Origin of the sequence: Pseudovibrio sp. Ad13 (assembly GCF_001623225.1) — a bacterium.
Lineage (GTDB): Bacteria > Pseudomonadota > Alphaproteobacteria > Rhizobiales > Stappiaceae > Pseudovibrio.
Window position 1 is genome coordinate 706,117 of sequence record NZ_LMCC01000013.1, and the last position, 21,564, is coordinate 727,680.

Below are 21,564 nucleotides of genomic sequence, written 5' to 3' on the forward strand. Positions count from 1 at the left end.
TCGCCAAATCGGCATCAAGGAGCTTGAGGCTCCACATAAAGGTGGGAGAACTTCGAAAAATTCTCCAAAACGTAGTCGGGCAGTTCTCCGCTGTCCTTAGCGATCAGCTTTCCTCTGCCATCGCCCGCATCCAGACGGTCCAGCGTTCTTTGCGCACGGCCCAGATAGGCATCATTCATGTGTTCGGTGTGCGAGTAAGCCTCAAGTTTCGTAACCACCTTGTCCATGTCCCCCAAAAAGCTGAAGTGCCAGCTGGAAGACCTGATCAATTGACGTCGCATAAGCCGGCTGTGCCGTGTAAGAGCTTTCCATTGCCACAAAGCGGCCTCGAGAACAGGAGAGAGGCTTTTGCTCTGCAAGGCACGCTCACGCCGCAAAGCCTGAGCACCTTTGAAAAACATCGCGCTGATCATTCGCGGGCATGAGGTAAAATCCGAGACATCGTCTTTGAAATTCAGTCTGTATCGGAAAATATCTGCGCCAAAGAATGTCAGGCTTTTACAGCTCCTGGGGTCATTTTTCGCTCTGAGCAGCGCTTCCGGCTTTGGAATTTCATCCACGTCGGAAACTATGATCAGATCTTTCACCGCAAGATCTTTAAGGCCGCGTTCTATGCAATCGCGTTGGTGGTACTCCCTCGACCAGGCGTTCTGCGGTGTCTCTGGCATGTCCTCGACAATGATATGCCGGATCTTGCTCAAAAACGGTGCAAACCGCGACTTGTTATCAGCAAAATAGAGAGGTTTTTCGTGTCCGGTAAAGGTCTTGGTGGCCTCTACAAGAATGAACTCATCCACCACATCGAAAAGTTCGCCCAAGCGAATTTCCAGGGTATCGAGTTCGTTGAAAAACGTGAAGCCATCGACAACTTTGACCATATCAAACGGTCTCCTTGCTCAAACGGTCTTCAGCTTACTCCACTCTGTTTACTCACACCTACCACTTGGATTTACCGGCAGAAAAGCAGGGTTCCTGTTTCTGCCGGTAAGTCCTGATTAAACCAGCATGGACATCGGGTTTTCGATGTAGCCTTTGAAGGCCTGTAAAAGCTCTGCACCCAGCGCACCATCCACCGCACGGTGGTCAGTGGAAAGGGTCACAGACATCACAGTCGCAGGAACGATTTCATCGCCCTTCACAACTGGACGCTTCTGACCAGCACCAACAGCAAGGATGGTTGCGTGCGGAGGATTGATCACCGCAGCAAATTCCTTAACGCCAAACATGCCAAGGTTGGAAACAGAGGTTGTTCCGCCCTGGAATTCGGTTGGAGCCAGCTTGCGCTCACGAGCACGCTTCGCCAGATCTTTCATCTCAACGGAGATGGTGGACAGCGTTTTCTCTTCAGCGCGGCGGATGATCGGAGTGATCAGACCACCATCGATGGAAACTGCCACACCAACGTCAGCATGCTTGTGAACCACCATACCGCTTTCTAGGTAAGAAGCGTTGGCAGCTGGTACAGCTTTAAGCGCAAGCGCGTGGGCTTTGATAACCAGATCGTTCACAGAAAGCTTGTAAGCAGGCTTGCCGTCTTTATCCTTAGGAGCCGATGCATTGAGCTGCGCCCGCAGAGCCAGCAGAGCGTCCAGCTCACATTCTACAGTAACGTAGAAGTGCGGAACAGTCTGTTTGGATTCTGTCAGACGCTTGGCAATGATCTTACGCATACCGTCATGTGGTACGAGGTCGTAAGAACCATCCTCAAACAGTTTCAGGGTCTGTTCATCAGATGGACCAGACGCCAGCGCAGCTTTTGGAGCCTGCGCAGCCTTCGGTGCATCCGCAGCTTTTGGAGCAGCCTCAGCCTTGCCAGTGCCAGCAGCAATCGCCGCATCAACGTCACGCTTGACAACGCGGCCATGTGGGCCGGTGCCGTTGATCAGCGCAATGTCCAGACCATTCTGCTTCGCCAGACGGCGCGCCAGAGGGGATGAGAACACGCGCTCACCAGAAGCAGCCATCGGAGCAGCAGGTGCAGGAGCTGCAACTGGTGCCAGTGCCGCTTCAGCGGCAGGTGCTGCAGGAGCCTGAGGGGCAGCTGGCGCAGGAGCAGCAGGTGCTGCATCCATCGCAGAAGCGTCTTCGCCCTCTTCCAGAAGGATCGCGATCGGTGCATTCACCTTCACGCCTTCTGTGCCTTCAGCAACCACGATTTTACCGATGGTGCCTTCATCGACAGCTTCCACTTCCATGGTCGCTTTATCGGTTTCAATCTCTGCAATCACATCGCCTGCAGAAATCGCGTCACCTTCTTTAACCAGCCACTTGGCCAGATTGCCTTCTTCCATAGTCGGAGAAAGCGCAGGCATCAGAATATTGATTGGCATACCACTTGTCTCCCGGTTAGGCGGTGTAGGTCACAGCCTTAACAGCGTCGATAACTTCCTTGGTGTTTGGCAGAGCCAGCTTCTCAAGGTTTGCTGCATATGGCATTGGAACATCTTTACCGGTCACACGCAGAACTGGCGCATCCAACCAATCGAAAGCTTCACTCTGAACCCGATAAGCAATTTCAGAGGAAACGGAACAGATTGGGAAGGCTTCTTCTACAGTTACCAGTCGGCCAGTCTTGCGAACGGAGGCCAGAACAGTCTCCATGTCCAGCGGACGAATGGTACGCAGATCGATCAGCTCAACAGAAATGCCCTGCTTTGCCAGCTCATCTACAGCCTGCAGCGCGTAGGTCATGCCAATGCTCCAGGAAACCATGGTCGCATCAGTACCTTCGCGAACAACCTTCGCCTTGCCGATTGGCAGAACCAGATCTTCAACATCCGGCACATCGAAGTGCTGACCATAAAGGATCTCGTTTTCAAGGAACACAACCGGGTTCGGGTCGCGGATGGCAGCTTTCAAAAGACCCTTCGCATCAGCAGCGGTATAAGGCTGAACAACCTTAAGGCCCGGAATGGAAGCATACCATGCAGCAAAATCCTGAGAGTGCTGCGCACCCACACGAGCAGCCGCACCATTTGCACCACGGAACACCATTGGTGCACCCATCTGACCGCCAGACATGTAAAGCGTCTTACCAGCAGAGTTGATGATGTGGTCAATCGCCTGCATTGCGAAGTTGAAGGTCATGAACTCAACGATTGGGTTCAAACCTGCCATCGCAGCGCCAACAGCAAGGCCGGTAAAGCCATGCTCGGTGATTGGAGTGTCGATCACGCGCTTTTCGCCGAACTCATCCAGGAGACCCTGAGAGATCTTGTAGGCGCCCTGATACTGAGCAACTTCTTCGCCCATCAGGAACACGTTCTCATTGCGGCGCATTTCTTCCGCCATCGCGTCGCGCAAAGCTTCACGAACGGTCATGCTCACCATTTTGGTGCCCGCAGGAATTTCCGGATCAGCAGGTGCAACGCTTACAACTGGTGAAGCACCGGTTCCCGGTGCCGCAGGAGCTGCCGGTGCGGCTGGTGCTTCAGCAGCTGCAGGAGCCGCCGGCGCAACGGGGGCAGCGCCCAGGTTGTCAGCAGCAGAGGCGTCTTCGCCCTCTTCCAGCAAAACTGCAATCGGCGCGTTCACTTTTACTTCTTCGGTGCCTTCAGCAACGAGGATCTTGCCAAGCACGCCCTCATCAACCGCTTCCACTTCCATGGTTGCTTTATCGGTCTCGATTTCAGCAATCACGTCACCTGCAGTAACGGTGTCGCCTTCTTTCTTAAGCCACTTAGCAAGTTTGCCTTCTTCCATGGTCGGAGAAAGCGCAGGCATTAAAATTTCAACAGCCATAATGTATTATCCCGACCTTAGAGCACGATATCTGTGTAGAGCTCAGATGGATCCGGCTCAGGATCGTTCTGTGCATACTCAGCAGAAGCAGCAACAACAGCGCGCACTTCCTTATCGATAGCCTTGAGATCGTCCTCACTTGCCCATTCTTTTTCAAGAAGGCGAGCACGAACCTGTTCAATCGGGTCATGCTCAGAGCGCATCTTCTGGACTTCATCTTTACTGCGGTATTTTGCAGGGTCAGACATGGAGTGGCCACGGTAGCGGTAGGTGATCATCTCAAGGATGTAAGGACCATTGCCTTCACGGCACCATTCCATCGCATAGTCGGTCGCAGCTTTCACCGCGCGCACGTCCATACCATCAACCTGAACACCTGGAATGCCGAAGGAAGCACCGCGCTGGCTAAGGTCTGTCGTGGAAGAAGCACGTTCAATGGAGGTACCCATGCCGTACTTGTTGTTCTCAATGACGTAGATCACTGGCAGGTTCCAAAGCTTCGCCATGTTGAAGCTCTCGTAAACCTGACCCTGGTTGGCAGCACCATCGCCGAAGAACGCCATGGAAACTTTGCCGTTCTCTTTATAACGGTTCGCAAACGCAAGACCGGTACCAAGTGAAACCTGAGCACCCACGATGCCGTGTCCGCCATAGAACTCCTGTTCTTTGGAGAACATGTGCATGGAACCGCCCTTACCTTTGGACAGACCACCCTGACGACCAGTCAGTTCGGCCATCACGCCGTTCGGGTCCATGCCGCAAGCGAGCATGTGAGCATGGTCACGGTAAGAAGTGACCATCTGATCACCTTTTTCCTTGGCCATCTCCATTCCAACGACAACAGCTTCCTGGCCGATGTAAAGGTGACAGAAGCCACCGATCAGACCCATACCGTAAAGCTGACCCGCCTTTTCTTCGAAGCGACGGATAAAAAGCATTTCGCGATAAGCGTTTAGCTCTTCATCTTTGGAGAATTCTACTAGTGCAGGTACGTTTTTCATCGCACCGCGGGCTTTGGTAGCACTTTTAGCGCGACCGCCTGAAGACTTGGATTGAGTTCCAGCCATGAGCCTCGTCTCTTTGTGACGTGAATTGGTGAAAGCACACTATCTCCCATAGCGCTGAATGCCAATATGAGCAGAAACACTTGGGGATTTATCTAAGATGTTGATTTTACTGATATTTTCAAGTTAACTCAAATTAGGTTAATTCAATCAAATCAACCCAATTCAAGTTAATACACGCTGATGTTTCAGTTGCGCATGATTGCAACTTCATTCAAGTGCGCCAGATTTAGGGAAGCGCGAGCCCGCTCATCCACCATGTCTGGATCAAGGCTCTCCGGGTCAAGCAACATGACACGGCGTTGTAATTGCAGGCGTTCTTCCCGCAACTCATCAAGCTCAAGTTCAAGAGCAAGAATCTCATGCTCAATCTGTGGTCGGCCCACAAGACCCAGCTTACCGTTGAGCGCATGAAATGCAAAGTAGCACAGCGCACCAATGGCAATTCCTGGCACAAGGAAATTCTTTAGATAGGAGTGTTTCCGCTGACGTGTGGTAGCTAGCACTGATTGACCTACTCATTACAAAAATGGTCACATGCCCGCACTATTTCACAACGCCCTTAACCAAGAGTTTCCGAAAACCCGGAAATCTTCTTAATTCGCAAAAACCTTTCATGTAATCGCTAAAAAACGCAAATGAACGCACATAGCAACGCAAGGCTGGGGTTTGTGTGAAACCCCAGCAAATGAGCCAATCAGGAAGGAAAATCAGGCGTTTTCCGCCAGCCGTGAGAGTTTAATCAACACAGCAGCGGTGCCCTTCAACCGGTCATCCGCAGACGGCCAGTCACGGGTCAACACCACTTTCTGATCCGGGCGGATCTTGGCAAGGATAGTTTGTTCCGCGATGTAGGATACCAGCCCCGCCGGATTGTTGAACTCGCCATTGCGGAAGGCAATCACGATGCCCTTCGGCCCAGCGTCAATCTTTTCAACGTTCGCTTTGCGGCACAGCCCCTTGATGTAGACAATCTTCAGAAGGTGTTGAACTTCCTCAGGAAGTGGCCCGAAGCGGTCAATCATCTCGGCCCCAAAGCCATCGATGTCTTCAAGCTCCATAAGGTCCGCCAGACGGCGATAAAGCTCAAGCCGCAACTGAAGGTCCGGCACATACGTATCGGGGATAAGAACAGGCGTACCGATGGCAATTTGCGGAGACCACTTGTCCTCCTGGAAGTCCTCACCGCCAGATTTCAGCTGCGCAACCGCCTCCTCCAACATCTGCTGGTAAAGCTCAAACCCAACCTCTTTAATATGCCCGGACTGCTCTTCCCCAAGCAAATTACCCGCTCCGCGAATATCCAGATCATGTGATGCCAACTGGAAGCCAGCGCCCAAATTCTCAAGGCTTTGCAAGACTTTAAGGCGGCGTTCAGCCGTAGGTGTCAGCGTCTTGTTGGCGGGAACAGTAAACAAAGCATAAGCCCGCGTCTTGGAACGCCCCACGCGCCCACGGATCTGATAGAGCTGCGCCAGACCAAACATGTCTGAGCGGTGCACAATCAAAGTGTTCGCGTTTGGTATGTCCAACCCGGACTCCACAATTGTGGTCGCCAACAGCACATCAAACTTGCCCTCATAGAAGGCGTTCATGATGTCATCCAGCTCCCCGGCAGGCATCTGCCCATGCGCAGAAACCACTTTAACTTCAGGCACATTCTCTTCCAGGAACGCCCTCACCTCTGCCAGATCAGACACGCGCGGACACACATAAAAACTCTGCCCCCCGCGATAGTGCTCACGCAGCAAGCTCTCGCGGATAACCATCGGGTCGAACGGGGATATAAACGAGCGTACAGCCAAACGGTCCACCGGAGGTGTCGCAATAAGGGAAAGCTCCCGAACGCCCGTCAGTGCCAATTGTAGGGTACGAGGAATCGGGGTCGCAGAGAGGGTTAGAACGTGAACATCACTTTTCAGCTCTTTCAACCGTTCTTTATGCTTCACACCAAAATGCTGTTCCTCATCGATAATGAGAAGGCCCAGATCCCTGAAACCAATAGCTTTTCCCAGAAGTGCATGCGTCCCGATGACGACATCGACAGAGCCTTCCTTCAGCCCCTTCTTGGTCTCAGACAACTCCTTACCGGGGACAAGTCGCGATGCCTGCCGCACTTCAATCGGCAATCCATTAAAACGATCCGCAAAAGTCCGGTAATGCTGACGCGCCAACAACGTGGTCGGAACCACAATCGCCACCTGCCTCCCAGACATCGCCGCCAAAAACGCAGCTCTTAGAGCAACTTCCGTCTTACCAAAGCCTACATCCCCACAGATAAGCCGGTCCATCGGACGCCCTGATGCCATATCATCAAACACAGATTCAATGGCACTCATCTGGTCATCGGTCTCATCATAGACAAACCGCGCAGTGAACTCATCATAAGCCCCCTCAGGAGCCGTAATCGCAGGAGCAGTTCGTAATGCACGTTCTGCCGCAATCTTGATCAGGCCATCGGCAATCTCAAGAATGCGCTTTTTCATCTTGGCTTTACGGGCCTGCCATGCCCCGCCGCCAAGCTTATCTAATTGAACTTCCTGATCTTCTGAGCCGTAGCGTGTCAGTAGCTCAATATTCTCAACAGGAAGGTAAAGCTTGTCTGATCCCGCATATTGCAGCTCAAGACAGTCATGCGGAGCGCCGACAGCCTCAATGGTCTTCAGCCCGATAAACCGGCCAATACCATGCTCCACATGCACAACAAGATCACCAGGGGCCAGAGCAGAGGCCTCCGTGAGAAAATTCGCCCCTTTGGACTTCCGCCGACGCTGACGCACCAGACGGTCACCGAGGATATCCTGCTCCCCGATGAAGGCCAGATCATCAATCTCAAAGCCATGTTCCAGCCCAAGAAGGATCAATGCCGTCAGCCCAGCGGGTACCTTGCCCAGCTCAGCAGAATTGCCAGCATATCCGGTCCGGTCCAGCCCATGATCGCTCAGAACCTGGGTTAACCGTTCCCGAGAACCCTCACTCCAGCAAGAAAGAACCGCCCTCTTCCCATCCTTGGCAAGAGCTGACACATGCTTGGATAGCGCGTCAAAAATATTTACATCACCCGCAGCACGTTCAGCCGCAAAGTTTCGTCCCTGACGCCCCCCCATATCAATCGCAGTCTTGCCCGTTCCCGGAGGCATAGCGAACGGGGATAACTGAGCAGAAGCCCTGTCAGCCACAAATGTGCTGAACTGGGTGTCCTGAAGATAAATGGCGACTGGCGGAATAGGCTTATACGGCACACCAGAGGAAAGCGCTTTGTTGTTGAGCCCGTCCTGACGCGCACCAAAATGCTCTTCAATCTGCTCAAGGCGTTCCTTGATCATGTCCTCAGCACTGGCATCCAGCACAACTGGCGTTTCACCAATATAATCAAATAGGGTAGACAGGTTATCATGGAACAGAGGCAACCAATGCTCCATCCCCGCATAACGCCGTCCCTCACTGATGGACTGATAGAGAACATCCTCAGGCCCAGCGGCCCCAAAAGCAGTCACATAGTTACGGCGGAACCGCGAAATCGTTTCAGGATCAAGAATGATCTCGCTCATAGGAACAAGCGTTAGACCCTTCTTCTGGGCCAGCGTTCTTTGACTATCCGTATCAAAGGAACGAATGGACTCCAGCGTATCCCCGAAGAAGTCCAGACGCACAGGCTCTTTGGTTGCCGGAGAAAACAGGTCAATAATGCCGCCACGCACCGCATATTCCCCGGTTTCACGCACTGTTGGCGTGCGGGCAAAGCCGTTGACTTCCAGCCACTTAACGATCTTATCGGGATTGATACGGTTGCCCGGCATAAACGAGAGAATATGATTGGCCGTCCACTCACGAACAGGCATCCGCTGCAAAGCTGCGTTCACTGTTGTGATCAGAACAAACTTCTTTTTCTTCGGCAGTCCCTTTGCCAGCCGAAGCAACGTCAGCAACCTGCGCGCAACAATCGCTCCATGAGGCGAAACACGGTCATACGGCAAGCAATCCCATGCAGGCAGCTGAAGCACTTCCACATCAGGCGCAAAGAACCCCAGAGCCTCTGTCAGCGCCGCCATACGAGTTGCATCCCGCGCAACATAAGTCAGCGCAAGGCCGCCCTCCTCAACTTCAGCAAGCACTTTTGAAAGCACGTAGGCTTCTGCTCCATCAGGAACGGAAGCAAGCGTGATGTTTTCACTTTTTTTGAGCAAACTTTCAAACACGGGAGGGGCAACCTTATTATTTCAAATCGTCGTCGGGCAACAGCAGACACCTGATTTACAGCCAATCAGATACAACAGCGCAATCAGCTTCCAGCCCTGTCCTTGTAGTAATCGAGGATCTTGCGGAACAGATCTGTGTTCGCTTCATCGGGGACTGGCTTCGTGCCGATAAACCATGAGAAGAGATCCTGATCATGATGCTGCAGGAACACTTCCAGCTCATCCAGCTCTTCATCACTCATCTGAACAATATGCTTTTCAACGTAGCCGCCAAGCATGATGTCCATTTCCTTCATGCCACGATGGTGACAGCGGAAAATGATACGTTTACGGCGGTTATCCAGCCCGGTGTTCTCGTTTTGATCTTCGCTCTGCGCACTCTGATCCATCGTTGTTTCCTTAGAAGGTCGCTGATCCTTGTCACTATCTGCAAATAGATAGGGCCAAAATGTTTCGCCTGTATACAACCCTTCTTTTCATCTGTCAGTGTTTTCTTAAGGGCGTTGCACAAATCACAGGAACATGGCACAGATCAGATCTGCTGTTCACGTTCTGGTCTATATGGTATGCGCCCTACTCGCCTTGATCCTCTTTTCGCTTCGGTCACCAAACTTCCGGGTATCGGCCCCAAGATTGCGAAGACCATAACAAATCTGCTTGTCGGCAGCCCGGACCGCGACGCCCGCATTTCCGATCTGCTCTTCCATGTTCCGGTAAATGTTATCGACCGACGCTTGCGCCCAGGTGTCTCCGGCTCCCCCGAGGGGGAAATCGTGACGCTTGTGCTCCATATAGACCAGCACCGCGCACCACCACGCGGCAGCCGCGCTCCCTATAAGGTTCTCGCACATGATGAGACCGGGGCCATTGAGCTGGTATTCTTCCACGCACGTGGAGATTTCTTACATCGCACGCTGCCCGAGGGTGAGAAGCGCATCGTCTCTGGCAAGGTCGAATGGTTTAACGACCGTGCCCAAATGGTGCACCCAGATCACATGGTCTCTGAGGAAGAAGCTGAAAATCTGCCACTCGTGGAGCCTGTTTACCCAATGACAGCGGGCCTTGCCTCCAAAACGCTCCAACGCGCAATGGGCACCGCTCTTGAATTTCTCCCGCAAATGCCTGAGTGGCAAAACCAGCCCTTCATAGATCAACGCGATTTCCCGCCGTTTGATGTTGCCTTGCGGTCCATACATAAACCAGAAGATGCCAGAGATCTGGCACCAGAAGGCAAAGCCCGCGAACGCCTCGCTTACGATGAGTTTCTGGCAAACCAGCTAGCCCTTGCTCTCGTACGTAACTCTCTGCGCCACATGGGCGGCAAAGCCCGCAAAGGGGACGGTACGTTACGCCGAAAGATCCTTGCAGCCCTCCCGTTCGAACTCACAGGCGGTCAGGAAGAAGCGCTGAAAGAGATCTTCGATGATCTGGAAGAGCCAACCCGCATGCTGCGCCTGCTTCAGGGCGATGTTGGGTCTGGCAAAACGGTCGTCGGCCTCATGGCAATGGCAGCAGTTATTGAGACAGGCGCTCAAGCCGCTATGATGGCCCCAACAGACATTCTGGCCCGCCAGCACTATGCCTCCATGAAGCCTCTGTGCGATGCAGCAGGCATCCGCACTGCCGTTTTGTCAGGTAAAGACACTGCAAAAACTAAACGCGAGATTGGCGAAGCGTTGGAAGCAGGTGAGATCGACCTGATCGTCGGCACTCATGCGCTCTTCCAATCAACGGTCAACTTCAAAGACCTTGGCATCACCATCGTAGACGAGCAACACCGCTTCGGCGTCCACCAACGACTGGCCCTGTCCTCCAAAGGCGCCCACGTGGATGTTCTTGTGATGACAGCAACACCAATCCCACGCACGCTGGTCCTCTCTTACTTCGGCGATATGGACGTCTCCCGCTTGACCGACAAGCCAAAGGGCCGTCAGGAAATCAAAACAGTCTCCATATCCCTGGATCGCATCGGTGAAGTTGTTGACCGCCTGAAAGCGATGATTGCGCAGGGACAGAAGATTTATTGGGTCTGCCCTCTGGTGGAAGAGTCTGAAAAGATCGATCTCGCCGCTGCCGAAGAGCGCTTCAACGACCTGCGAAACGCCCTTGGCCCGGTTGTCGCTCTTGTACATGGACGTCAGAAGGCCGATGAAAAACAAGCAGCCATGGATGCCTTCAAAAATGGTGACGCGCGCGTACTTGTGGCAACCACTGTGATCGAAGTTGGCGTTGACGTCCCGGACGCAACTATCATTGTGATCGAACACGCCGAACGCTTCGGTCTTGCGCAGCTGCATCAGCTCAGAGGACGCGTTGGCCGTGGAAGTCTAGCCTCTTCATGCCTGCTCCTCTTCAAAGCCCCTCTTAATGAGACTGCAGCATCCCGCCTCAACATCCTGCGCCAAACCAATGACGGCTTTCTCATTGCAGAGGAAGACCTTCGTTTGCGCGGCGAAGGTGAGCTCCTGGGCACCCGCCAGTCCGGCACACCGGGCTTCAGGCTCGCCTCCATTGAAGATCATGCGGATTTGATGGAGATCGCTCGTGATGATGCAAAGCTTATTCTGGCAACCGATCCTGAACTTGAATCAGAAAGAGGCGACGCCCTGCGCCACCTCCTGTACCTCTTCGCCAGAGACGAAGCTATCAAACTACTCAGAGCGGGCTGAACTATTCAGCCGCAACGGTTTCTGGACCATCACCACTTTTGCCAACTTTCTTACGCTGATGTGCCTCAACGGCCTTTTTATCCTCGCCCTCTAACAGCTTCGGATATTCCGGGCTAACAAGGCCAGCTGAAATCACCAGCTTTGCGGCATCTTCAACGCTCATGGAAAGCTCGATGATGTCATCGCGCGGTACAAACAGCAAAAAACCAGAGGTCGGGTTCGGCGTGGTTGGCAAGAAGACAGAAACCGTATCCGCTTGTTCTTCCAGATGCGCGGCAACTTCACCCTTGGTGTCCGTGGCTAGAAACACAATCGCCCACAAACCTTTGCGCGGATACTCCACCAGCCCTGCTTTGGTAAAGTTACGCCCGCTATCATTTAAAACAGTCTCAAAAATCTGTTTCAACGCGGAATATAGGTTACGCACCAACGGCATGCGACCAAGAATGGACTCGCCAACGCTGATAAGCGAACGCCCTGCAATGTTAGCTGTCAGGAAGCCGATCACTGTGATTGCGAGCAGCGCCGCAAACAAACCAAAACCTGGAACTTCCACCGGCAGATAATTATCTGGATTGTATATGGATGGCAGGAAGGGCTTCACCCAACCATCAATCAATTGGATCAAGGACCAACTCAGGTAAAGCGTAATGCCAACCGGGCCTGTAATCACAAGGCCAGTAAAGAAATAGTTCCGCAGCCGCGTCATAAACCCAACGCGCTTCGGCTTTTTATCCCCGTCAGATCCCATCGGCCAAACTTTCATAATTCGGGAACCTTCCGCTTTATATCAGCGACAAGGCGCAGGTATATCCGTGCTTCTTTACGAACTAGTGTATTTTGTCGGTTTTGCAAGTTCCTCTTGAAAAAGAATTCATGCATCTCATCTAAGAGGGTGGATATGTTAGCCATGGTCGCCGGTTGATGCGCCAATAGCCAAACTCCCACTATTGTCAGCACTCACCAACACGGCGTATAAGGCATATCATGCTTGCCGGAAGTGGAGCTCTCTGTGAAGAAGCTATTCTATATGACGCTTGGATTAGCCCTTGTGGCCACAGGGATTGTTGGCATCTTTTTGCCATTGCTGCCGACAACGATTTTCTTCATCCTTGCAGCAGGTTGCTTTGCAAAGTCCAACCCGCGCCTGGAAAACTGGATCCTGACACATCCAAAGATCGGACCAAGTGTCATCCAGTGGCAGGAACATAAAGTCATTCCCAAAAGAGCAAAGTTTTTTGCCTTCACAGGCCTTATCTTTGGCTACCTGATGTTCCTGAAAATGTCTCACCCAACAATCCTGCTCGCCGTAGCAGTCGCCCTCATGATGTGCGCCATAGCCGCCTACATAGCCAGCCGCCCCTCCAAACCCCTGGCCACTTGAAAGTCTCGACTTCGTAAAAGAGGTTCTGAAACCACACCTCCTGAACAAAAAAACGCGGAACAATGAGCCCCGCGCTTTTGAAAAGCTGTGGGAGAGTAATAAAGTATCACACTGAAGCGCACGAAAACTGGCACAAATCCGCCAACTCAAAATATGCTCCAAATAATAAAGTATCATACTCGCCTCTCCTGCAGATCATAGGTCTGGAAACTCATTTTAATATCTGCGGTCAACACCACCGCACATCAGACAGAGATTTTGATCAAATTTAAGACAGATTGGGCTAATTGCTGCCGTTCGGACGTTTCCATCAAGGGTTGAATGAGGGTTGAAACAAGATTGGGCAATAGAGATAGTTCCCTCAGTTAATCAGTTTTTGGGCCTCAACGAACAAAGCCGCATATTCTGAAATCACACTATCTGGCCCGAAATCCTCGACAGGGCTTTCGGAGTATCCGAAATCAACTGCAATCAGAGGTACATTTGCATTCTGCGCAGTGAGGATGTCATTCTGCGTATCGCCAACCATAACCGCTCGCGTTGGTCTTCCGCCAGCGATTTCAATCGTCCGGATTAAGTGTCGAGGATCTGGTTTCTTGAATTCAAAACTGTCAGCACCAGTAATAGATGCGAACACATCATCAATTCCCAAGCCTCGTAGCAAGTTTTCGGCTAGTCTTACTGGTTTATTGGTACAAACACCAAGCAACCAGCCCTCAGCTATGAAATTGTTCAGAGACGCAAGTGCTCCCGGATAAAGGGTTGTTTCGCAGATCAAGTTTAGTCGATAATCCTCTACACTTGCAGCAAAAATCTCATCTACTGTGCGCTTCTCTGGTGAAGCACCGCTTAATTGGCATGCATGACAAATCATCGACCGCAATCCACCTTTACCTGTCAAGTAGCTCACTTCGGAAGCTATTACTTGACCTACACCGAATTTGTTTAGTGCGCGGTTCATCGCAGATACAAGGTCTGGAATGGTGTCTGCAAGCGTGCCATCAAGATCGAAAATTGCAGTCGGACGGTCAGTCATTGTGCTCTTTCTGAACGAAATCATTTGGCGAAACTAGATATAATAGAAAGCACTTAGGTTTTAGCAAGACCGGATAGTATAAAATACCTTAGCGCCTACAGGAAAAGGGCCAAGCTGCCGTTCAGTTGTTTCTACCAAGGATTGAGACAATTCTTTTGGAAGTTACTGCTAGCGCTTTCATGATTGCTTTTCAATTGGATCTATGCGCCACTGTAGCTGGATGTGTCTCGGGTTCGTTAAGCCCTCTATACCAATAGCTGCGGTTTGCACCAATGTTTGCTGCCTCAGCTAGATGTTGGGCATGGAACGTTGAACCAGGTCGGCAATGGTACGCCAATTCAGTAGGTATCAGTGTGCCGCATTGAATGATAGCAAGGACATCTGTATCCCCACGCCCAGATGCCCCATGGAGTGCCTCAGTTTAATTCAAAGTGATCCGCCAAGGCGTCGATAATGGCGTCAAGCACCTGAGTTCGATCCGTCCCCACCGGGTCGGTGCAGACGGGATCGTCTTGTTCTTCGATCAGAAGGGCTTCACTTGCAGGCTTACACAGTCCAAGTGCTGTAAAATGCGTAGCGGGTGCGATAGTCTTAACAGAAGCCTGTGGCACCAAAGCCTCAAAATTGCTGCCCATGGCGCTCGTGTCTATCGCATTGAGCCTATGGGTTCCTTCGCCCAACCCTACAAGAAGGAGCGGAACCGTTACATCCTGCACATCCTGCGGTGAAAGATCCCAAGTTAGACCAGGATCAATAGCCGCGACGCCACTGATACGTGGATCCTTGTAGGATGCCTCATACCTGTCTTGATCGATTGCCGTAATGTCGACGCCCTCGGCTGTCAGTTCAGCGCAAAACTGTGACCCTGTACCCGCAGCTTTGCAATAGTCGAAAAACCCATCGCGACTGCCTTGGACACCTGCAAGTGAAAGGGCAGTCCATCCCCCGTAGGAAAAGCCTGTGGCATAGATCCGCGTTTCGTCGATGATGGGTGCGAAAATCGGATTTTGTAAAACATAGTCCAACGCAGTGGACATGTCTTCGGCGCGAGTCCAATGGTCGAGTGCGGAGGCGTAGTCAAAGTCGAAGGTTGTAGAATTTGGGTGATTGGCCGCTACAACGATTGCCCCTCTCGAAACCAACCCGGCGCTAAGCCAAGCCATGCGCGCGTAATTTCCGCCCCATCCATGTGAGAGAAGAATGACTGGGAATTGTCCTTGTATTGGCTCGGCGTCTTTGAACACAGATGTTCCATAGAATATCGCATTTTCAGCAAACATGGTTTGGTGCTGCCCCACGGCAGGGAACATGACAGCCATCTTCATATCTTGGTCATGATGGCGAGCCGCTATAGTCAGCTCGACGAGGCCGACATCTTGTGCGGCGACTTCGGTGCCAGCAGAGAGGGTCAAAGCGAGCGCAAGGAATGTAGGTTTCATGGAGTGCCTTTCAGCGAAGTGGTTTGAATGTTGACACCTTCATTCAGACGCTGATGGAATTTTATTCGACCTGAATCCGGTTTAAGGTCACGCAGATCAGGATTTAGGTCCTTTTAAGTAAGGAAAAGGACCTCGCTTGATGCCAGTTCGGGCCATGTGCGGACATTCGGACGTTTCCATCATAGGTTGAGGCACGTTCACCCGTAGGCTTCTAAAGTAGCTTTTAAGGGCAATCTAGAATTACTCAACTGCCATTCAAGCATTTTTAAAAGGGATGACTATAAGTGCTCGAGGATAGCGGTGATTGGCGATTTCAGAATAAGTAAAGATTGCATATATGGTAACTTAAATATTTAATAAATCAATATGTTAACTAATTTTTCAAATACACTTTTTGATTGAATAAAACCTCTTATGCACCTAGCTTCTTTAATTGTGCATCCTGCAATTATTGATAGAGATGATTATAATGAGCGACGCATTTTCGAACGCTACCACCAATCAGATACCTTCTTTCGTAGAGGGCGATGTAATTTCCGATTTTCTGAAGCTGACTGCAACAAGTGTCAGCAACTCAGGTAAACTGGGCAACTCTATTTCCATCAGCGAACCTGGCCTGATCGCTGTTGGTGCAAGCGCTGATATTGTAGGAAGTTCTTATCAAGCCGGCTCCGTCACAGTTTTTCGCCCCTTGGAAGACGGAGGATTTGAAGAACTTCGTGTTACCGCTCCCGACGGTGCTCCCGTTGCTCATTTCGGGGAATCTGTCAGCATCGCTAATGATGGAACGCTGATTGTCGGTGCCCCCAATGCATCGCCAAATGGTATTTATAGTGGGGGGGCTATCTATGTGTATCAGCTTGATACCGACGGAAACTATGGCACTCCCACCAAATTGACCGCGGTAGATGCCAGTCCAGCAGATTTCCTTGGCTCAGCAGTTTCGATAAATGATGATGGGCAAATCATTGCAGCTGCCAAGGCTGATGATGTAAATGATGTTTATGACGCTGGGGCTGTTTACGTCTTTACCCCAGAAGAAGACGGCAGCTATTCAGAACTTAAGCTTACAGCTCCAACCAGCTCCGTGATAGGTAATTTTGGCTCTTCAGTATCCAACAACAAGGATGGTCTTGTTGTTGTTGGCGCTGCAGGCGAAGGCTCTGCTAAAGGTGCGCTTTACGTTTATAAACCGACCGCAGATGGATATGAAACACCTATCAAGCTCGAAGCTGCACAACTTCAAGACGGCGACAAGTTCGGTGCATCTGTCGCAGTCAATGACAAGGGAGAGGTCATCGTCAGCCAACCTGGTAACATGGTGGGCGGAGTTGTTTTTGCCGGCTCGGTCGTGCTCTATAAGCCGGGTGCTGATGGAAGCTATACTCAGAAAATCGAGTTCACGGCCTCAGATGGTACTGCTGGTGATGGGTTTGGCTCCTCCGTTGCAATGAATGCATCTGGTACTCTGGTTGTCGGTGCTAAAAACGACGACGCAAACGGGGCCATTGCGGGTTCCGTTTATGTGTTTGTGCCACAAGACGATGGCACCTACAAAGAGTTCAAGATTGCCGTACCAGACCTGAAAGATGGTGATGAATTCGGGTTTGCAGTTTCTATAAGTGATGATGGAACAATCACCATAGGCAAGCCAGGCAATGATATCCAAACTGGGTATGACACAGGCGCAGTCTACGTTATTGAACCCGACCCGCTTGGCAATTACACCCGCCCTGCCAATGAGCTTGTTCTCTTCGAAACAAGAGATACCTCTGACATAGCAGGCAAACTCTCGCTCAACTTTTCTGATTCAGACATTTCTGACAGTGCCCACACAGCTTCTGTGAAAAGCGTAAGCCTGTCAGGAGCGACCATCGGTTTGAACCGGCTTTCGCAACAGCAATTGTTGGACCTTGTTGCGGTTAATTCAGTTGAAAGCTCCGACCAGTCCGAGTTCGGCAAAGTTAACTTGGATTTTACGGCTGGATATGAGGTTTTCAACTATCTCTCTGAAGGACAAACTGTTGAGCTCACCTATATAGTAGAGTTGGATGACGGAAACGGGGGTAAGACTGAAGGGACTGCCAAGATCACAATCATCGGCACAAATGACACCCCAACAGCTGAGGATGTTGAAGTTGCTGTTTCTGAGGATGCGCGTGATTACATCATACAAACAGGGCTGGTTGATCCCGACCTTTCCGATCGACTTAGCATCACTGCAGAAGCAGATGATGTAAATGGCAAACTAGAGGTTTATGGTAAAAACTTCAAATACTCAGCAGCTCCACATTTTAATTATCTTGCAGCAGGCGAAACAGCAACTGAAACCTTCACGTATACAGCTGATGATGGTCATGGGGGAACAGTTACCAGAAATGTGACTATTGTGGTTGAGGGGAAAAACGATGCTCCTGTTGTCTCAGCGCTAACCGCTAATATCTTGGAGCACGAAACTGCTGATCTTGAACTAACATATAGTGATGTGGACCTCACAGATACACACACAACCTCCTTTGATGCGTCTGCAACAAAAGGGATCGTGACATTTGTTGATGGTGTCTATCACTATAACCCGAATGGACAATTTGATGATTTGAAGGAAAGACAAACCGCAACCGATACCTTCACCGTGACCGTTGATGACGGTCACGGTGGTGTGGTCACACGTACCGCTACGATCACAATAACAGGTCGTCCTGATCCAATTTCTGAGATCAGCGGAAGCTTTTTACCAAACGTGGCACATCTTAAACGACAAGGAAGTGTTACAGATCGATTCAGCTCCTCTCATGCCGTTTCCGAAGATGGAACTTTGGTTTACGGAGCCCCTTTTGCCAGAGGTGGAGCTGTTCATGTTTATTCCCCCAAAGAGGATGGAAGTTACGAACTCAAGGTTCTCCCAAATCCGTTCGGAAGTTCTGGTAGTACGTTCGGTTATGATATCGCAATCAATAATCATGGGCAAATTGTAATAACAGGACATCAAGAAGATCACTTGTCTAGATATAATAATAAGGTGTTGGTTTATTCACCTACACAAGACGGTGAATACAGTGTAACTGAACTGCCAATTACAAATGATCGAGCATTTTTTCATCAGACAATCGCTATTCAAGATGATGGGACGATTATATGGGGGAATCCATTTCACAATACACAAGATCTAAACGCTGGGGAAGTGGTGTTGTTCAAACCAGATGGGCAGGGCGGATATGTTGAGGAAGTAATTTTTCCAAGCGCTCCAGCAGCGAATGAGAACTTTGGTAAGTTTGTTGAGCCCGGTGCAAACGGTGTGATTTATGTTGGGGGACGCCGCTTGTTTGAAGACGGAGCTTACCAAGAAGGCATATTTATCATGTCTCCTGACAGTGAGTCTGGATACACTGAAAAATTCGTTGAAACTGTTGCTGTGGATGGTCGCTCCTCACTCGCCGTCAACGATCAAGGCGTAATCGTGATCAGCACTCCTGATCAGAATGTCTCAGGTATTGGCAAAGGAGTTGTGTCTGTTTACACCCCTAATGAGGATGGGTCGTATTCAGAAACCACTTTCACACCAAACTCCCGTGACAATAACAGCAAATTTGGGGCCCATATCGCAATCAGCGAAGAGGGGGTTATTGCCGTTAATCGTCTCGGGGATGAGAAATCTGAAGTCTACGTTTACACTCCAGATGGTGATGGTAGCTACGATCTGCAAATCTTTGAAACCGTAAGGCATGTTCGCAGTATCGAAATATTAGAAACGGGTGTTATAACTGTCGTTGGCGGTGGTAATGAGCGTGGATATGGTTTAGCGCCGGTTCAATATCATCCAGATGCAACTGGTGAATACGGTAAGCTCAAATCTGAAGCCCAGTTAGATGAGACGACGGATCTCGCAAGTATTCACAGCAACTACTATTTCACTTTCGAAGACCGCTATATTAGCTACGACATGCTAGAGGTTTCAGTTAATGAAATTTCTATCAGTGGGGTTACAGAGGGTTTAGATACCGGTGAAGTCGCTGACTTTCTGAATTTTGACGGGACAGAATGGAGCTATACCACTCGATTTCGTACTGCGAAGTTTAGCTTTGATAGCCCAGCAAACGTTTTCGATTATCTTAAAGAAGGTGAGACAGTCACGCTGACATATACGGTTGAACTCGACAACGGTAGTGGTTCCCCAGTGACCAAAGATGTGAAGATTACCATTCATGGTCATGATGATGTTGGCACAGCTGAAGCTGATAGTTTGAATGGCGGCAATTCTAACGACATCATGCAGGGTCTTGCCGGTCATGATGTAATTGACGGCGGCAAAGGGGCTGACAGGATAGATGGCGGTGAAGGTAATGATACCCTAACTGGGGGAACGTCTTCTGATACTTTCCAGTTCAAGGGCAGCAATTTTGGGAACGATGTCATCACGGATTTCGATGCAGGTCTAGGACTACGTGATGTAATCGAATTCGACCAAGCTGTATTTGACGATTTCAATGCGGTGCTTGCTGAGGCAAGTGAAAGCGGTGCCAACACTATCATCACTCTGGATGCGAATACTTCTGTTACGTTGAAGAATATTTCAATAGCAGATTTGCGTCAGGACGATTTCCAGTTTGTATAATTAGACTGAGAACGGAAGGTCTGCAGCGGAAGCTGCGGGCCTTTCATACGTCTATTTTGTTAGAAACGCACACAATCAGAAATAGCAATAGCGTAAAACTGAGGAGATCTCTGCATTAAGGCGAATGTCCGCAAATGGTCACAAGCGACTTGCTGCATACGCGAAACCTGATGGTATTGTTTAAGGCTGCAACAAGCTCTTCATGGATTGATGGGACTCTAACTGATGTGTGACAAGGGGGCTTGAAACGCTCGACGGCATCAGCACTCGGATGATTCTTCAACCCTTGACGGAACCACCTAGAAGTTCAGTAGTGGGATGGACCGCTGTCACCTAAGGCGTAGACTCTATAGCGATCCTGATCTTATGAAATGGGAGCAGTCCCATGGCCACAGAACTTCTCTCCGTCGGCATCGACATTGGCAAAAATACATTATTGGGTTAAATGATTATGGTAGCTACGCTTTTGGGAAGAAATCAGGCGCCTATCTCTCGTGGCTACGTTTGAGAAATTGACCCGCTGAGTTGTGGGCATGGAAGTGCACATTTGATAGCCGAACATTGAGCAAACTTGGGGTCGATACCCGTAGCATCGTCCGCATCTTACCATCTCATACTCCGAGATACTAACGACAGTCACCCAGCATGTTCTTTAATTGTTCTGATTTTTGGCCACTTTTGCAGCTTAGGGCCTTTTAGGCCAGCATGGTAGTAATGTTGTGTGGTGCATCCCCAGTGCGCACATGGGTGAACTGATCGGCAAAGCCAGTCCATTTATGCACATCACGCAAAAGATCGAGCACCTCCACATGCGGATACATCTGCGTGAGTTCCTCGTTCAGCTCCTCAGCGCCTGAAGGAACATCGCTGGCCTGAGGAGTGACGATGAGTGTGCCATTTTTCAGTCGGACATCCTTCAGTTTGCCATCACGTGCCCGGTAGGCCAGCTGCTTAATGTTGAAGTCAAGCTGCTCTCGCATCTTCGATAGCCACGCTGCACTATCTAACGGAACGCCAAAGGCAAGATCGTTGTTCTCTTTGAGCTGGGCAAACTGAGCAGGCGGCATCAAGTGCTCTTTGATAGTGCGATACGACCGGCTACCTTCGACCCAGACGCCTCCAGAACGAAGATGATCACGCAAAACGGCCAAAGTCACAATTTCATAAAGACGTCAATCCGGCTTTTCCTGGTGGAAAATCAAGCGGTGCTCCGAAGTCCCAAAATGAGAACTGGGTACAACCCGAGGCAGAACGCGCCATCCCTCAGCATACTTCTTCCGCAGCGTGTCGATGGCAGTAAGCAACGGATCATACCGGCGAGCCGAGCGAAACTCAAAAGTCTTAAGGAAAGAACCGGCGTATTTGCGTAATACTCTATAGTGAGCCCCAGCCAGAGTAAGAACGGAAGCATCATTTTGCT

At 50.6% G+C, this 21,564-nt stretch carries 14 protein-coding genes; 3 read left to right on the plus strand and 11 right to left on the minus strand.

The annotated features are described in order from the left end of the window. Positions 1 to 14: 14 nt before the first annotated feature. The 7 genes from PsAD13_RS16955 to PsAD13_RS16985 all read right to left on the minus strand — a co-directional run bounded on the left by PsAD13_RS16955 (position 15) and on the right by PsAD13_RS16985 (position 9,393). Positions 15 to 878, minus strand: coding sequence for an N-acetylglucosaminyltransferase (locus tag PsAD13_RS16955; protein ID WP_063318901.1), 864 nt, complete (start codon positions 876 to 878; stop codon positions 15 to 17). A gap of 117 nt (positions 879 to 995) precedes the next feature. Continuing rightward, positions 996 to 2,330, minus strand: coding sequence for a pyruvate dehydrogenase complex dihydrolipoamide acetyltransferase (locus tag PsAD13_RS16960; RefSeq protein WP_063318902.1), 1,335 nt, complete (start codon positions 2,328 to 2,330; stop codon positions 996 to 998). Positions 2,331 to 2,346: 16 nt separating this feature from the next. Next, the gene (locus PsAD13_RS16965; protein ID WP_063318903.1) at positions 2,347 to 3,741 is read right to left on the minus strand and encodes a pyruvate dehydrogenase complex E1 component subunit beta; all 1,395 of its coding nucleotides are present in this window, start codon (positions 3,739 to 3,741) and stop codon (positions 2,347 to 2,349) included. Positions 3,742 to 3,758: 17 nt separating this feature from the next. Further along, positions 3,759 to 4,808 (minus strand): pyruvate dehydrogenase (acetyl-transferring) E1 component subunit alpha, encoded by a 1,050-nt coding sequence (pdhA, locus tag PsAD13_RS16970; RefSeq protein ID WP_063290883.1) that lies wholly within the window; start codon positions 4,806 to 4,808, stop codon positions 3,759 to 3,761. Between the two features lie 185 nt (positions 4,809 to 4,993). Further along, on the minus strand, positions 4,994 to 5,260 hold the full coding sequence (locus PsAD13_RS16975; protein WP_063318904.1) for a septum formation initiator family protein: 267 nt from the start codon (positions 5,258 to 5,260) through the stop codon (positions 4,994 to 4,996). A 255-nt stretch (positions 5,261 to 5,515) separates the two neighbouring features. Beyond that, a complete protein-coding gene (gene mfd / locus PsAD13_RS16980) occupies positions 5,516 to 9,004 on the minus strand; it encodes a transcription-repair coupling factor (RefSeq protein ID WP_063318905.1) in 3,489 nt (1,162 codons plus the stop codon). Between the two features lie 83 nt (positions 9,005 to 9,087). Continuing rightward, on the minus strand, positions 9,088 to 9,393 hold the full coding sequence (locus tag PsAD13_RS16985) for a succinate dehydrogenase assembly factor 2 (protein WP_063318940.1): 306 nt from the start codon (positions 9,391 to 9,393) through the stop codon (positions 9,088 to 9,090). Between the two features lie 177 nt (positions 9,394 to 9,570). Here PsAD13_RS16985 and recG point away from each other — a divergent pair, with 177 nt between their 5' ends. Beyond that, complete coding sequence (gene recG / locus PsAD13_RS16990) at positions 9,571 to 11,673, plus strand: ATP-dependent DNA helicase RecG (protein WP_063318906.1); 2,103 nt, start codon at positions 9,571 to 9,573, stop codon at positions 11,671 to 11,673. A gap of 1 nt (position 11,674) precedes the next feature. On the opposite strand, the gene PsAD13_RS16995 is transcribed toward recG, so the two are convergent. Then, positions 11,675 to 12,424: a DUF502 domain-containing protein gene (locus tag PsAD13_RS16995; protein ID WP_063318941.1), complete on the minus strand. Its 750-nt coding sequence runs from the start codon at positions 12,422 to 12,424 to the stop codon at positions 11,675 to 11,677. Positions 12,425 to 12,703: 279 nt separating this feature from the next. On the opposite strand from PsAD13_RS16995, the gene PsAD13_RS17000 reads away from it, so the two are divergent. Continuing rightward, positions 12,704 to 13,057: a YbaN family protein gene (locus PsAD13_RS17000; RefSeq protein WP_057466196.1), complete on the plus strand. Its 354-nt coding sequence runs from the start codon at positions 12,704 to 12,706 to the stop codon at positions 13,055 to 13,057. Positions 13,058 to 13,418: 361 nt separating this feature from the next. Here PsAD13_RS17000 and PsAD13_RS17005 read toward each other — a convergent pair whose 3' ends face one another. Both PsAD13_RS17005 and PsAD13_RS17010 read right to left on the minus strand, forming a co-directional pair. Then, a complete protein-coding gene (locus tag PsAD13_RS17005; RefSeq protein ID WP_063318907.1) occupies positions 13,419 to 14,093 on the minus strand; it encodes an HAD-IA family hydrolase in 675 nt (224 codons plus the stop codon). 416 nt (positions 14,094 to 14,509) lie between these two features. Next, the gene (locus PsAD13_RS17010; protein WP_063318908.1) at positions 14,510 to 15,532 is read right to left on the minus strand and encodes a prolyl oligopeptidase family serine peptidase; all 1,023 of its coding nucleotides are present in this window, start codon (positions 15,530 to 15,532) and stop codon (positions 14,510 to 14,512) included. Between the two features lie 460 nt (positions 15,533 to 15,992). On the opposite strand from PsAD13_RS17010, the gene PsAD13_RS17015 reads away from it, so the two are divergent. Continuing rightward, the gene (locus PsAD13_RS17015) at positions 15,993 to 20,144 is read left to right on the plus strand and encodes a VCBS domain-containing protein (protein WP_084404745.1); all 4,152 of its coding nucleotides are present in this window, start codon (positions 15,993 to 15,995) and stop codon (positions 20,142 to 20,144) included. Between the two features lie 695 nt (positions 20,145 to 20,839). On the opposite strand, the gene PsAD13_RS17020 is transcribed toward PsAD13_RS17015, so the two are convergent. Then, positions 20,840 to 21,211, minus strand: coding sequence for a hypothetical protein (locus PsAD13_RS17020; protein WP_063318910.1), 372 nt, complete (start codon positions 21,209 to 21,211; stop codon positions 20,840 to 20,842). Between the last annotated feature and the right edge of the window lie 353 nt (positions 21,212 to 21,564).